Here is a 14,527-nt window from a genome sequence, read left to right on the forward strand (position 1 = left end):
CAATTCTGCCATTTTTTAATGTCCTATAACCAAAGGCCGGCATCCAGCGCCAGCCGCACCCGGAGCAAGGCGGTTCGGGCCTGTGGCGTGAAGGCCGGCGTCAACAATTCCTTAGCCCAAGGGGCTTGAAGCTCGAAGTCTTCTCCGTAATGCAGGCAGCAGGCCGCGAAAATAAACTGGGAGTCTTCCGTTAAAAGGCCCAGGGTTTCGGCGCGTGTGAGCGCACGCTGCACCAGGGCCTCTGAAGGGGCGGCAATGGCCGGCAAGGCGTTGGCCAGAGCCAGAAGGATGCGGGCATGACGGTCAAGCTTGAAACCGTCTTTGTCGAGAAACCAGCCTATCGTGCTGGCTGTGTCGGCGGCTTCTGTCCAAACGCCTATGGGCAGCCGCTCAGTCAGGCTCGCGATGCGTTTTTCGGCAGGCAGATCGGCATTAGCCAAAATCGAGTGTATCGCCGGATGCAGGTCAAAATTCGGTGCGACGGCAGCCATCAGGTAAACGAACTGACCCAGGCTGGATTGCCAGACGAATCCGTAACTGCGCGCCCGCGCCAGGCCGAAGCCGATCAAACGCGTCAGAATGGCTGGCGAAACCTGGGTATAAGCCGGGTATTCCTGTTGAATGTACTTGCGCAGAGTGACTCGGAATTGCTGCTCTTGATGTTGGTCGAGCAGCTTGATTTGGCGGGGATGGAGAGTCAGCATGCAGGCTTTTTGGTAAGGTTCAGGTCCGTTGATTGTTTGAATTCTAACTCAAACTGTGCAGTTTAAAAAGAGCAGTTGTGTTCGCCGTGCAGATGCAATTAAGGCCAAACACAGAATTCGGCGCATCACTTTTGCTCGAAGAGTTGAAAGTAATCCAGCGTAAGGATATTGAGATACTTGGGCCTCAAACAAGTAGCGGGTGTGAAGAACGGCAGTTGTTCTGGCGGCGTCTCACCGCCTTTTGCGGATTTCATTCGACATGTATTTGGCGACCAAACGTTTCCGTAACAACCGGCTCAGGCCGAAATCAGTGCCCCGATTCGGCTCTGTAATTTATAACCTCAAGCCCTGTTCAGGATCAATTCCAAAACCATTTTACTGCCGAAATAAGCCAGAAGCAGCGATATAAAGCCGATCAGCGTCCATTTTATCGCTGTTCGGCCCCGCCAGCCGTAACGGTTGCGGCCAATAAGCAGGCTTGAAAACACAATCCATGCCAGTATCGATAGCACGGTTTTATGCACCAGATGCTGCGCAAACAAATCTTCTATGAATATAAAGCCGCTGATCAATGAGATCGTCAGGAAGACAACACCGGCAGCGAGCATTTGAAACAACAGCGATTCCATCGTCTGCAGTGGCGGCAATGACAAAATAAAGGGTTTTGGGGGATGGCTTTTGAGCTGCTGGTCTTGAATGGCCAGTAATATCGCTTGCAGAGCGGCGATGTTTAACAGGCTGAAGGCAATGATGGACGTCAGAACGTGAATGCTCATCTGCCAGTTATGGTTGTGAAGAAAGCGGGGGCGCTCCGGAAAAGCCAGCTCCAGGCCGAGCATAATGGCGGCAGCGGGAAATATCGCAATGCCTAGTTTTTCGACCGGTTTACTGAGCGTCGCAGTTAATAACAGCAGGGTGACAATCAGCGAAACCAGTGAGGCGGTGCTGATAAAGCTGAAATTAAAGCCATTCTCATTGTGGAAGTTAACGGTGATATAGGCGAGATGCGCGCATGCGGCAAACCAGGCAAGATAAAGCGGAGTTTGATTGCCATCGCCACGACGAAATTTACGGGCAATAAGCAAGGTGCTGCCTAAATAGGCACAGATTGAAAGAGCGGCAAAAATGGTGGCGTTCATTTGGCTGTATTTTCTTTTGTATAGTAGAACCTTGCTATCATTGTTACAGCTAAAGCTTTCCGGCCCAATTAAAATTTAGGGTTGTTGGTTTAAGAGCGGCTGATTAAATTTTTATTCAATTGCTAATGTCTAATTTAATCAATGCATTAAAGCTGAGAAGTACGATTTCAAGTTATTGCTTCAGGACTTGACAGCGGGTGGTGCAAAGGTCTTAATGGGTATGTTAATATAACCGGCTAAATAGTTCTAACGCATTTGCGTTAGGTAGTGGTTTCCATGTAAATATTCAGCCCCGGCATAATTTTGATCTGACAGGATAGGCTTCGGCTACGATTGAAGATCTTGCTGCGCATAGAGAATCTGAATAATTACGTTTCCTTGATTACAGAATAAAGACGCAGATATGTTTGATAATTTAACCGATCGACTAAGTAATACTCTTAAGAAAGTTAGAGGCCAAGGGCGGCTGACTGAAAGCAATATCAAGGAAACGCTGCGCGAAGTGCGCATGGCCTTGCTTGAGGCGGACGTGGCTTTGCCGGTTGTTACGGATTTTATTGAACGCGTTAAAGAAGGTGCGCTGGGTCAGGAAGTTCAGACCAGCCTTTCGCCGGGACAATCATTAGTCAAACTGGTTCAGGCCGAATTGGTCAAGGTGATGGGCGAGGCGAATGAAGAACTTAATCTGAAAGCCGTCCCGCCAGCCGTCATTTTGATGGCCGGTCTGCAAGGTGCCGGTAAAACCACAACGGTTGCCAAATTAGGCCGCTGGCTGAAAGAAAATCAAAAGAAAAAAGTCGGCGTCGTCAGTGCCGACGTCTATCGTCCTGCCGCTATCAAGCAGCTACAGACACTGGCTGATGATCTCGCCCTGGATTTCTTTGAAAGCGATATTTCTCAGAAGCCGGTCGATATCGCTAAGAATGCGATCGAAGCGGCGAAGAAAAAATTCCTCGACGTCATTATCATCGATACCGCCGGCCGTCTGCATATCGATGATGAGATGATGGTCGAGATCAAAGAATTGCATGCCGCCATCAATCCGGTCGAAACCTTGTTTGTCGTCGACAGCATGACCGGTCAGGACGCGGCAAACACAGCCAAAGCCTTTAACGATGCATTGCCGCTGACCGGTGTGATTCTGACCAAAGCCGATGGCGATGCGCGTGGCGGTGCGGCATTGTCCATCCGTCATATTACCGGCAAGCCGATCAAATTTATCGGTGTGGGTGAGAAAGCCACGGCTTTGGAGCCATTTTACCCTGATCGTCTGGCGTCCCGTATTTTGGGTATGGGCGATATGCTGGGTCTGATTGAGGAGATCGAGCAGAAGGTTGATAAGGAAAAAGCCGAGAAACTGGTCAAAAAGATACAGAAAGGCAAGAGCTTTGACCTGGAAGACTTCCGTGAGCAATTGCAGCAAATGCAGAGCATGGGCGGAGTCGGCTCCATGCTGGACAAATTGCCTGGCATGAGCAGCCTTCCGCAGGAAATGAAAGACAAAGTCAATGACAAGGAATTGGCGCGCCAGATTGCCGTTATTAATTCAATGACCATGCAGGAGCGTCGTTTTCCCGATCTGATCAAAGGCAATCGGAAGAAACGCATTGCGGATGGCTGCGGTCAGCAGCTGCACGACGTTAACCGGATTCTGAAGCAATTCAAGATGATGGAAAAAATGATGAAGCGTTTCAAGAAAGGCAATATAACCAATATGATTCGTGGCATGAAGAGCAACATTCGCGGTATGAGAATGTAATTTTTGTTGCCGCAGATGCGCTATATTTTTTCGTGGGTAACTGCGGCCGCTTTATATTTCTCAGGGTCTCTTAAGTGATGCTGTAGGTAATGAGTGAATTTGTGCTTCACTTATGCAGAAAATCGCGTAAAATAGACAGATTAAATTTTGACTTAATGTTTTTTGAGGAACTTAAATGGTAACCATTCGTCTTGCTAGAAGCGGCGCGAAAAATCGTCCTTTTTATCATGTGATTGTGACTGACAGCAGAAACAGCCGTGATGGTCGTTATATCGAACGCGTTGGTTTTTTCAATCCGGTAGCGCGTGGCAAAGAAGAAAAATTACGTCTGGATTGCGCTCGCGTTGAATATTGGAAAGCTAATGGCGCGCAACCTTCTGACCGCGTTGCGAAATTAATTAAAGACGCACAAAAAGCAACTGCTGCGTAATTTGGCTTGTCAGCGCGGAAAGATATAAACGTTGGCAGGATTTCCGGCGTTTTTGGTGTAAAAGGGTGGCTTAAGGTCTTTTCTTTTACCGATCCAAGAGAGAATATTTTAAGTTATTCTCCGTGGCTGCTGAAAAAAGGCGGCGAAATCAAGCAACTTGATGTCATTGATGGGGCTCTTCACGGCAAGGCGGTAATCGCTCAGCTTGATGGCATCATTGATAGAGATCAAGCTGCAGGATTTGTTGGCTGGGATATTTTTATAACTCATAATCAATTGCCGGAAACGACTGAAGGCGAATATTACTGGTCCGATCTGGTCGGATTGAAAGTTGAAACCGTTGAGGGTGTTCAGTTGGGCGTGGTTGATAGTCTGCTGGAAACCGGAGCGAATGATGTATTAGTCGTTCAGGGTGAGCGAGAGCGGGCCATTCCGTTTTTACAGGGAGAGACCATAATTAATATCGATCTGGATGCCGGCACTATGGTTGTCGATTGGGATCCGGAATTTTAATTATGCAGTATGCGATTTGATGTCGTAACGTTATTCCCGGACATGGTGACAGCGGCTGCCAGTTACGGTGTGACAGGTCGAGCTATTGAGCGAGATATAGTTCGTCTATTGGTCTGGAATCCGCGCGATTATACGCACGACAGGCACAAAACGGTCGACGACCGGCCTTATGGCGGCGGCCCGGGTATGGTCATGAAATACCAGCCATTGCATGATGCTGTCTGTGATGCCAAACAGGCCGGCACTGGCTCTGCCAAAGTGGTTTATTTGAGTCCGCAAGGCAAACCGATTACGCAGGCTTTGCTTTCAGAGGCTTGCAATGTTCCTCAATTGATTTTAGTGGCAGGGCGTTATGAAGGAATTGATGAGCGCTTTGTCGAGTTGGATTGCGATGATGAATGGTCTATCGGAGACTATGTCATCAGTGGCGGTGAGCTGGCGGCACTGATAGTGATCGATGCGGTGACCCGTTTGTTGCCCGGTGTGCTCGGGGACGAGGATTCTGCTCTGCAGGACTCTCATATGAATGGCTTGCTGGATTATCCGCATTTTACAAGGCCGGAACAGCTTGAAGGACATTCGGTGCCGGAGGTTTTACTGGGCGGCAATCATGCGGACATAAACCGCTGGCGCATGAAGCAGGCATTGGGAAGAACCTGGCTGAGGCGGCCGGATTTATTGAAAAAAATGAATTTAAATGCAGAGCAGGAAAAACTGCTGAACGAATTTAAAATTGAAGTTGAAAAATAGGGTGTGGCAATGAGCAATATTATTGATGTTTTGGAAGCAGAACAGCTGAAACAGATTCCTGACTTTGGTCCAGGCGACACAGTTGTTGTACAGGTTAAAGTAAAAGAAGGCGAACGTGAAAGAATTCAGGCGTTTGAAGGCATAGTGATTGCAAAACGTAATCGCGGTTTAAACTCTGCTTTCACAGTAAGAAAGATTTCTCACGGGACAGGCGTTGAGCGTGTTTTTCAGACTCACAGTCCTATGATCAGCGAGATCAATGTTAAGCGTCGCGGTGACGTTCGTCGTGCTAAATTGTATTTCCTGCGTGATCTGACCGGTAAAGCGGCTCGTATCAAAGAAAAACTTTAATCGGTTTTTGATGCACGTTATAAAAAAGGCAGCTTTGAGCTGCCTTTTTTATGTCCGAGACATGGGTGTTTGCCTATTTGCAGGGCCGAATTTATTCGGCCTAAGCGCTATTTAATCAATTCAGGTTTAACTATGCCATTCATCATTCATTGGGTTGAAAACTGCTCAGAGGATGAGGAGATTTTTAAAGTTCAAACACCTGCCGGTAATCTGATTTTATTTGTTCATGGCGATGTGTTGTTTCAGGCTGACTGGGAGTTTGCCGTTGGTCCGGCTCAAACTATTAGCATTGCTGGTGAGCATGACATGCAGCGGCAATTAAATCAGTATTGGCTGACTCCGGAAAAACCTATCCACCTGAAGCTGTTAAAGCAGGGCAGCGATTTTAGAAATAAAGTCTGGGCTGAACTCTGCCGCATACCATTCGGGGAAACAATCACTTATTCGGCTTTGGCCCGCAGAATAGGATCGGCTGCGCGGGCTGTCGGCAATGCCTGTCGGGATAACCCTTTCCCGCTGATCATTCCCTGCCACCGGGTGGTGTCCGTTTCCGGCATGGGCGGTTATTCCGGTCAGACAGAGGGTGATTTCATGGCTATAAAATCCAAGTTGCTGGCATTTGAAGCCGCCCATAAAAAATGAATTCAACGGCTTTCATAGATCAATTTTTGGATGCGGCCTGGGTCGAACAGGGCCTGAGCGAAAATACGCTGTCGGCCTATGGCAGTGATTTGAGGATTTTTGCCCAGTGGCTGGCAGGAAAGTCCATGCTGGACGTCGACGGTAGCGATATATCAAGGTTCCTGGCGAGCCGTTATAAAGACGGTATAGGCAACAGGTCGTCGGCACGCATTTTATCCAGTTTGCGGCGCTTTTATGGCTATTATCTCAGGGAAAACAGTATAACCATCGATCCTACGGCATTGATAGAATCGCCGCATATCGGCCGGCCGTTACCGGTATCGTTATCCGAGAATGATGTCGAATTATTGCTGAATGCGCCTGAAGTAACGCATGCGCTCGGGTTCAGGGATAAAACCATGTTGGAAATGCTTTATGCCACGGGGCTTAGGGTATCCGAACTGGTCAGTTTAAAGTTTGAGCAGGTCAGTTTCAGGCAGGGCGTGATCAGAATCACCGGCAAGGGCAATAAGGAGCGGCTGGTGCCGGTCGGCGAAGAAGCGATGAGTTGGCTGGAAAACTATATAGCCCAGGCCAGGAAGACCCTTCTGGGAGAAAGGCAATGCGATTATCTATTCGTCACCAACCGTGCCGCCGGTATGACGCGGCAGGCCTTCTGGCATATCATCAAGCGCCATGCTAAAAAAGCCGGCATTAAAAAAGAGCTGTCGCCGCATACGCTCAGGCACGCCTTCGCAACACATCTGTTGAATCACGGCGCGGATTTGCGCGTCGTGCAACTCTTATTGGGGCATTCCGATTTATCCACTACACAGATTTACACGCATATCGCCCGCGAACGATTAAAAGATTTACATTCAAAATATCATCCAAGAGGATAATCAAAATGGCACAAAATATTCACCCGACTGCTTATATTGCACCGGATGTCTCATTACCCGAAGACGTGACGGTAGGTCCTTTCGCCGTCATTGAATCAGGTGTTGAAATGGGGCAGGGCTGCCGGATTGGCGCTCATGCCGTCGTGCAGCAGTATGTGAAAATGGGTGACGGCAATATTCTGCATCCCCATGCCGTTCTGGGCGGATTGCCGCAGGATGTCAGCTTTAAACCCGAAACGGTTTCCTGGCTTGAAATCGGCGACAACAATGTGTTCAGGGAAGGCTTTACGGCGCATCGCGCTTCCAAGGAAAACGGCGCAACGCGCATAGGCTCGGGTTGTTTTTTTATGAATAACAGTCATGTCGCGCACGATTGCAAGATCGGCGACAATACGATTTTCGCCAATAACGTCGCTATTGGCGGCCATGTTGAGGTCGGTGGCCGGGTTTTCATGGGCGGGTCCGTGGTTGCGCACCAGTTCTGCCGGATCGGTTCATACGCGATTGTACAGGGTACGACAGGGCTGAATATGGATGTCATTCCTTTTACGCTGATTGGCGGACGTCCTGCCCGGCATTATAAATTGAATACGGTGGGATTGCGGCGCGCCGGCATCACCGGGGATCGTTATAACGTGCTTTCAGCGGCGTTCCGCTTGCTAAAAAACAAGCAAAGCCTGGATTCGCTGGAGGAAACCGAAGAGCTGAAGCAATTGAAGGAATGGCTGGCGGTTAAATCCAAGCGCGGCGTGCATGGGTTTGTCGATATTTCGATTTAATTGTATTGGCCTCATTAAGATCTGCTCCGTAAGTTGGTCTATCAACAGCAGATAATTCTGCGCCGTTGCATTGGGCGGGATGGTATTTTTCAAGTCAGATGAATGCTTTCCCGTTCATTGACAATAAAATGCATTTGAGCTATTTCAAAGCACATAACTAACCTTATCAGGTCTGGAGTACTCGGATCTGTTACCATAATCAATTCAATGACGGCATTTCCGCCGTCATTCGCGTTATAAAGAGTCCTTGTGAACACTGCCGAATTTTCAGCTTTACCCTTAAAACCCACCTTACTTGATAATATCGAATCCCTAGGCTACAGTAAATTGACACCCATCCAGGCCGAAAGCCTGCCGCATATTCTCGAAGGCAAGGACGTCATCGCGCAGGCTAAGACAGGCAGTGGCAAGACTGCTGCCTTCGGCATTGGCCTGTTATCTCGATTGGATTTGAGCAGTTTCAGAGTTCAGGCCTTGGTTGTTTGCCCTACCCGGGAACTGGCCGATCAGGTTTGCAAGGAAATTCGCAGGCTGGCTCGCTTTACTCAGAATATCAAGGTGCAGGCCTTGTGCGGCGGCGTGCCGTTTGGTCCTCAAGTCGGTTCGCTGGAGCATGGCGTGCATATTGTGGTCGGCACGCCCGGACGATTACAGGAACATCTGCGTAAAGGCAGTCTGCGCTTGAGCAATCTCAAGGTACTGGTGCTGGATGAGGCGGACCGGATGCTGGACATGGGCTTTGAAGACGCCATATCCGATGTGATCTCGTATGCGCCGAATCATCGGCAAACCTTGTTGTTTTCCGCAACTTATTCAGACCCGATACGGGAAATGAGCCGGCATTATCAGTATAAGCCGGTTACGGTCAGCATCGAGGCCCATCATCATGACAGCGATATCGAACAACGCTTTTATCAGATAGAGAAAGCGGGCAGAGCCAATGCGCTGGGCTATCTCTTGGCCTACCATCGGCCTGAATCGACAGTGGTTTTCTGCAATACCAAAAAAGACTGCCAAAATCTGGCGGATGAACTTGAATCAAGCGGTTTTTCCGTTCAGAGTCTTCATGGCGATCTGGAACAGAGGGATCGGGACAAGGTGCTGGTGCGCTTTGCCAATAAGAGCTGCTCGATTCTGGCGGCCACTGACGTGGCCGCCCGAGGCCTGGATATCAAGGATCTGCAAGCGGTGATCAATTATGAATTGCCATGGGATCCTGAAGTGTATGTGCACCGGATCGGCCGAACGGGGCGCGCCGGGAAAAAAGGTTTGGCGCTCAGTTTATGCGCGCAGCAGGAAACCAGTCGGGTAAAAGCCATTGAAGACTATCAAAATAAGCCCGCGATTTGGGATGAAGTGGCGCCTTTTCAGATGAAGCATGAGCATCGATTCGCGCCGCCTATGGTAACTTTGCATATTGACGGCGGACGCAAGCATAAAGTGCGCCCGGGCGATATTCTGGGGGCATTAACCGGTGAAGCAGGTCTGGCCGGCAGCGAAGTGGGAAAAATCGATATTTTTGATCTGCAATCTTTCGTTGCTGTCCAGCGTGGCAGCGTTGAAAGAGCGTTGGCGAAATTAAAGGCAGGGAAGATAAAAGGGCGCAGTTTTAAAGTGCGCAAAGCCAGTTAAGCGTACGGGCGCCTACTTTTGGTAGGCGCCCACCGCATTTTTAATCAGGCATAGCTTCTGGCCCGGGATGGACTTTTTGGCTGAGCGCCTGCAGGTCTGCGTGGCTGGCTTGAGTTTCTGCGCGGCTGGTTTGAATTTCTGCCGGGACGCGGTCCTCGTGGTTGGGCAGGTGGTTCCGGCGGCGCGACTTCAGACGCTTCAAAGCCATTGATCTGTTCGCGTTTAATGGACTTGCCGATCAGCTTCTCAATGAGTCGCAGGGCGCTGTATTCGTCATGCGAGACTAATGATATGGCTTGCCCTTCTTCGCCGGCGCGCCCCGTTCGGCCGATCCGGTGCACATAATCGGCTGGCGAGCGGGGCAGTTCAAAATTGACTACATGCGGCAGTTGCGCGATATCGATGCCGCGCGCCGCTACATCGGTCGCAACCAGCACGCGGAGTTCACCGGCTTTAAAGCCTGCGAGGGCGCTGGTTCTGGCTCCCTGACTTTTGTTGCCATGGATAGCGGCGGCCTTGATATCAACTTTGTTGAGTTTTTCAGTGAGCCGGTTGGCGCCATGCTTGGTGCTGGTAAACACCAACACCTGTCGCCAGTCGTTTTCCTTTACCAGGTGGCAAAGCAGTTCGGCTTTCTGGGTTTTGTTGACGGTATAGGCAACCTGCTCAACCAGTTCGGCGGCGGTATTGCGCGGTGCCACTTCTATTTTCACGGGATTGACCAGCAGGCCGGTCGTGAGTTTGCGAATGTCGTCGGAAAAGGTGGCTGAAAACAACAGGTTTTGACGTTTTTTGGGCAATAATGCAATTATCTTGCGGATGTCTCGGATAAAGCCCATGTCCAGCATGCGATCAGCCTCGTCGAGCACCAGTACTTCCACTTTATCGAGTTTAGCCGCATTTTGACTGACCAGGTCCAGTAGGCGGCCCGGCGTTGCCACCAGAACATCCACGCCGCCTCTTAAGCGCATCATTTGCGGATTGATTTTGACGCCGCCAAAAACGACTTCCGATTTTAACCGCGGATGCAGATGGGCGCCATATTTAGTAACCGATTCTCCAACCTGGGCGGCTAATTCGCGAGTCGGGGTCAGGATCAAGGCTCTTATCGGCCGGTTTGCGCCATAAGACTTTTGCGATAAACGCTGGAGGATAGGTAACGTAAAACCTGCGGTTTTTCCGGTGCCGGTTTGTGCGGCAGCCAGAAGATCATGGCCTTGCAACACGGCAGGAATCGCCTGGGACTGAATTGGCGAGGGTTTGGTATAGCCTGCATCAGCAATGGCGCACAATAGCGGATCGGATAAACCGAGCGTGGAAAATGACATAATATTAAGGTCTCAAAAAAGCTGATGTCGACGGGCATGCGTCTTACAGCACAGGGTAAAAAGAATAATTCTAATAAAAACGCGTTAAATTAATAATGATCACAATCAGGTTGTTATTGGCGTTTTTAGTGAAGGGATTGGTGGAGTACCGCTATGGCGATAGTCATTGCAGTTAATGGCGCCCCGAGGCGGATTTGAACCACCGGCCTGTCCCTTAGGAGGGGACCGCTCTATCCTACTGAGCTATCGGGGCAAAATAAAAGCAATTTTACCATAAGCGCGGGATTAAATTCTTTTTTGTTTCTTTCCAACGCAAAAAAACATGGCTCTGCATTCTTGGGATGAGAAGCTGGTAAAGCTTCGGCAAGCGTTCATTAAAAAATTATTGAAATTGAGGCCGGGCAGGAAACCGATGCTGACAATGTTTTATTCATACAATTAGCGGCATGCGGCGAAAAAGGGTGGCGGCCGTGTTCCAGTTGCTGGTCATACGACGCTTGATAAAGCCGGAATTTGATGGATTCAGAAAATCATCCGGATCAAACCCCGGCTTCCCGGGAAAGCTTATTCAGCGGCAGGGAATATAACTTTGGGTTGGAAGTTTGCTGCCGGGTATTTAGGGTCGAACTCGGATTTCTTTTTTTCGCATTTCGTTGATGGTTTCTCGGCAGATTCTTTCTTGACGGCTTCTTTGTCGATATAGACGACCTTAGGTTGGAAATTAGCGGCAGGGTATTGCTCGTCATCGCCAGCTGCCGATGAAGTTAATGGACTTAAGGCAAGCGCTGCTATGGTTGATCCCAGGATAATTTTTTTGTTCATGCTTTGTCAGTCTCCGGTGGTTATATGGCAAGCCCGGCTAAGGCTTAAAAAACCTTAAGTATCTGATATTTGATCGTTGATTTCAAGGTTGATGCCGGTTATAAAAGCTGCCTTATTTCAGGGTGCTCCTTCATCAATTGCTGCCTGTACGATTCGATCAATGTCTCATTATGGCGTTCTTCCCGGGCGATGGGTACAGTGATTTCGCTCAGCACATGCATGGGGGATGAGGACAGGAAGACCAGCCGATCGGCCAGCGCAATGGCTTCCCGCAGATCATGCGTGACAAACAGAACCGTGTGCGGGCGCTGCCGCCACAATTTCAGCAGCAGGTCCCGGACCTGTCTGGCCGTGGGCGCGTCAAGCGAAACAAAAGGCTCGTCCATCAATAGCACGTCAGGGTCGACGGCGAACGCGCGGATAATGGCAACACGACGGCTCATGCCCAGAGACAGGCGTTCGGGGTAAACATGTTGCGCCCGCGTCAGCTGCATGGTTTCCAGGAGCGGATCGATCAGCTCCGGGGATTGATGGCTGCCCAGCGCCAGTTCAATGTTTTCCCTGACCGTACGCCACGGCAACAGGCGCGGATTCTGGAATACATAGCCGATTTTGGGGGGCGTGTGCTGCGAGCCCAGCAGAATCTCGCCGTCGTAATCATGGTCCAGGCCGGCAATAATGTTCAGCAGCGTCGTCTTGCCGCAACCGGATGGACCGACCAGGCAGACGAATTCGCCGGCTCTCAGCGACAGATCAAGATTGGCGATGGCCTGGTATTGGCCGGCCTGGCCTATGGCCGGATAAGTCTTGCTATCGATGCGGATGCGAATGTCGGTCATCGGCGCCACCGTTGCGATTTTCTGTCCAGAGGCTTCAGGATCATCAGTTCTATCAGTTGAATCACGGCCACGAAGGCGATGGTATAAGCCAGAATGCCGGCGACATCGAACAGCTGGAAAAACAGATGCAGTTGATAACCCATGCCGTTGTTGCGGCCCAACAATTCAACCACCAGGATGATTTTCCAGATCAATGCCAGACCCGAGCGCGTAGCACTCATGACGAACGGATGCAATTGCGGCCAGATCACATGCGCCAGCATCTTGCGCCGGCCGAAATGATAACAGCGGGCCATTTCCAGCAAGTCCTGATCCAGCGCCCGCGTGCCTTCGCGGATCGTCACGACGACGTTAGGCAGCTTGTTGATGACGACGGCCAGTATCGCAGCCGATTCGATCAGGCCGAACCAGACGTAGCACAGGATAATCGTGACCAGCGCCGGAATGTTCAGAAAAATGACCAGCCAGTTGTCGAAGAACGCATCCAGTTTCTTATGCCGGCCCAGGACGATGCCGATTGCGCAGCCGAGCAGCATGGCAACGGAAAAACTGACTACAAGCCTGAGCAAAGTAACGCCCAGGTGATAGGGCAGTTGTCCTGACAGGGTTTCGCGCCAGAAAACATGAGCTACCGCTTCCGGCGTCGGCAGCACGCCGCTGCTTAAATAAAAGGCCAGCCCTTGCCAGAGCGCCAGGAAGGCCAGCAATGACAGGGCAGGCAACAGTTTTTGACGACTACTCAAATGCTCGGGCCTATTGCGAAATCGACCAGAAGGTGCCGGGCTGCAGGGATTCGGAATCGCCTGTCAGTTGCTTGTTGCTCAATGTGCGCAGCATGGAATAAATACGGCCGGCCGCCTGCTGTTCCTGTTCGCCCCAATGTTTAATCTGGCCTTCGCAATAGCGCTGCCGCATTTTGTTTTGGGTCGGCGTATCTTCCGCCTGAGTTAACGGAATAATTTTTTGCCAGACGGCGTCAGATGTGCAGATTTGGTCTTTGGCGCGCTGGCTGGCTTTCAGGAAAGCGTTGACGGCGTTTTTATGGCTCGCGGCCCAGCTCTGCTTGAACACGTAGCCGAGGGTGGGGACGTCTTCATTAATGCCCAGCGCTTTGACGATGCCTTTGCCGTCGATGATCTGTCGGTAACCCTGCGCTTCCAGCCGGGCCGCGAAATGCCAGTAATTGAGCACGGCGTCGATGCGGTTTTGCTTGATCTGCTCATTCAGCAAAGGGGGCGCGCCGAACACCTTGTCTACATCCGCGTTCAGGTCAAGCTGCTCTTTTTGCGCCAGCGCCTGCAGCAACAGCCAGTTCTTGTCCAGTTCGCCGCCGGCAATGCCCAGGCGTTTGCCTTTTAGATCCTTGATTGCACGGATAGGGCTTGCATCGGCCACAACCAGTGCGCCGGACGTTGTGGAATAGGGGAAGAACGTGAAGTCGGAGCCGGTCGCGCGCAGTTTCGATACCCAGATCCAGTCCGAGACGATCATGTCGACGGAGCCCGATTGCAATGCGATTTTGCCGGCTTCAGGATTGGCCAGTTTCTGTATGTCCAGTTGAAAATCCGCCGATGCGATTGCCGGATCGTTTTGGATGACCGACAACTCCCAGTCGGCTGTGCCAAACGCAAGCACGCCGAGGCGAATCTTAGTTTTTTCCGTAGCGAAGCTGTGACTGGATGCCAGCATGCACAGGCCGATAAACAAGGCTTTGAATTTCATGACTTCTCTCCCTGCATAAGTTTAAAAAGCCTTATATTCTAACTGTATGCGGGTTTTCGTGCGAGGATTTAGCTCAATGGGTGAAATGCGGTAATTCATTTGCCACAACCTGATCTGATCAATACTTCGGACAGTTTTAATGGAGAAGAACCATGAGCAAACTCTGGGATAATACGGTTTCTGACATCGAACAACCCCAGAAATCAGCTCATGGAAGGAATAGTAAACTCAGTTTT

Annotated in this window: 16 protein-coding genes and 1 tRNA gene; 9 read left to right on the plus strand and 8 right to left on the minus strand. The window is 50.4% G+C overall.

The features are described 5' to 3' along the window. Positions 1-23: 23 nt before the first annotated feature. Positions 24-704, minus strand: a complete 681-nt coding sequence (locus V2P20_RS00320) for a hypothetical protein (protein WP_331814816.1) — start codon at positions 702-704, stop codon at positions 24-26. 341 nt (positions 705-1,045) lie between these two features. Then, entirely contained in the window at positions 1,046-1,843 is a 798-nt protein-coding gene (gene ccsA / locus V2P20_RS00325; RefSeq protein WP_331814818.1) for a cytochrome c biogenesis protein CcsA, read from the minus strand. Between the two features lie 403 nt (positions 1,844-2,246). Between ccsA and ffh the strand changes: the two genes are divergently transcribed. The 9 genes from ffh (at position 2,247) to dbpA (ending at position 9,580) form a co-directional block, all read left to right on the plus strand. Next, complete coding sequence (gene ffh, locus V2P20_RS00330) at positions 2,247-3,602, plus strand: signal recognition particle protein (RefSeq protein WP_331814820.1); 1,356 nt, start codon at positions 2,247-2,249, stop codon at positions 3,600-3,602. A 175-nt stretch (positions 3,603-3,777) separates the two neighbouring features. After that, a complete protein-coding gene (gene rpsP / locus V2P20_RS00335) occupies positions 3,778-4,032 on the plus strand; it encodes a 30S ribosomal protein S16 (RefSeq protein ID WP_194968460.1) in 255 nt (84 codons plus the stop codon). 6 nt (positions 4,033-4,038) lie between these two features. After that, the gene (gene rimM / locus V2P20_RS00340; RefSeq protein WP_331814824.1) at positions 4,039-4,545 is read left to right on the plus strand and encodes a ribosome maturation factor RimM; all 507 of its coding nucleotides are present in this window, start codon (positions 4,039-4,041) and stop codon (positions 4,543-4,545) included. A gap of 9 nt (positions 4,546-4,554) precedes the next feature. Further along, a complete protein-coding gene (gene trmD, locus V2P20_RS00345; RefSeq protein WP_331814826.1) occupies positions 4,555-5,295 on the plus strand; it encodes a tRNA (guanosine(37)-N1)-methyltransferase TrmD in 741 nt (246 codons plus the stop codon). A 9-nt stretch (positions 5,296-5,304) separates the two neighbouring features. Further along, a complete protein-coding gene (gene rplS, locus V2P20_RS00350; RefSeq protein ID WP_194968463.1) occupies positions 5,305-5,646 on the plus strand; it encodes a 50S ribosomal protein L19 in 342 nt (113 codons plus the stop codon). Between the two features lie 132 nt (positions 5,647-5,778). Then, the gene (locus tag V2P20_RS00355) at positions 5,779-6,288 is read left to right on the plus strand and encodes a methylated-DNA--[protein]-cysteine S-methyltransferase (RefSeq protein WP_331814829.1); all 510 of its coding nucleotides are present in this window, start codon (positions 5,779-5,781) and stop codon (positions 6,286-6,288) included. Continuing rightward, positions 6,285-7,169: a site-specific tyrosine recombinase XerD gene (gene xerD / locus V2P20_RS00360; protein ID WP_331814831.1), complete on the plus strand. Its 885-nt coding sequence runs from the start codon at positions 6,285-6,287 to the stop codon at positions 7,167-7,169. Before V2P20_RS00355 ends, xerD begins: the two co-directional genes overlap by 4 nt. 5 nt (positions 7,170-7,174) lie before the next feature. Continuing rightward, the gene (lpxA, locus tag V2P20_RS00365) at positions 7,175-7,948 is read left to right on the plus strand and encodes an acyl-ACP--UDP-N-acetylglucosamine O-acyltransferase (RefSeq protein ID WP_331814834.1); all 774 of its coding nucleotides are present in this window, start codon (positions 7,175-7,177) and stop codon (positions 7,946-7,948) included. A gap of 249 nt (positions 7,949-8,197) precedes the next feature. Then, the gene (gene dbpA / locus V2P20_RS00370) at positions 8,198-9,580 is read left to right on the plus strand and encodes an ATP-dependent RNA helicase DbpA (protein WP_331814836.1); all 1,383 of its coding nucleotides are present in this window, start codon (positions 8,198-8,200) and stop codon (positions 9,578-9,580) included. A 44-nt stretch (positions 9,581-9,624) separates the two neighbouring features. Here dbpA and V2P20_RS00375 read toward each other — a convergent pair whose 3' ends face one another. From V2P20_RS00375 to V2P20_RS00400, 6 genes are all read right to left on the minus strand, one after another. Further along, positions 9,625-10,908 carry a DEAD/DEAH box helicase gene (locus V2P20_RS00375; protein WP_331814839.1) on the minus strand — a complete coding sequence of 428 codons (1,284 nt, stop codon included), beginning with the start codon at positions 10,906-10,908 and terminating at the stop codon, positions 9,625-9,627. Between the two features lie 176 nt (positions 10,909-11,084). Next, a tRNA-Arg gene (locus tag V2P20_RS00380) sits at positions 11,085-11,161 on the minus strand. Between the two features lie 311 nt (positions 11,162-11,472). Beyond that, positions 11,473-11,730, minus strand: a complete 258-nt coding sequence (locus V2P20_RS00385; RefSeq protein WP_331814840.1) for a hypothetical protein — start codon at positions 11,728-11,730, stop codon at positions 11,473-11,475. 98 nt (positions 11,731-11,828) lie between these two features. Then, on the minus strand, positions 11,829-12,569 hold the full coding sequence (locus V2P20_RS00390; protein ID WP_331814842.1) for an ABC transporter ATP-binding protein: 741 nt from the start codon (positions 12,567-12,569) through the stop codon (positions 11,829-11,831). Further along, positions 12,566-13,312: an ABC transporter permease gene (locus V2P20_RS00395; RefSeq protein WP_331814844.1), complete on the minus strand. Its 747-nt coding sequence runs from the start codon at positions 13,310-13,312 to the stop codon at positions 12,566-12,568. Before V2P20_RS00395 ends, V2P20_RS00390 begins: the two co-directional genes overlap by 4 nt. Before the next feature lie 10 nt (positions 13,313-13,322). Beyond that, positions 13,323-14,291, minus strand: coding sequence for an ABC transporter substrate-binding protein (locus tag V2P20_RS00400; protein ID WP_331814846.1), 969 nt, complete (start codon positions 14,289-14,291; stop codon positions 13,323-13,325). Positions 14,292-14,527: the final 236 nt, after the last annotated feature.

It is taken from the genome of Methylobacter sp. Wu1 (assembly GCF_036553575.1).
Taxonomy (GTDB): domain Bacteria; phylum Pseudomonadota; class Gammaproteobacteria; order Methylococcales; family Methylomonadaceae; genus Methylobacter.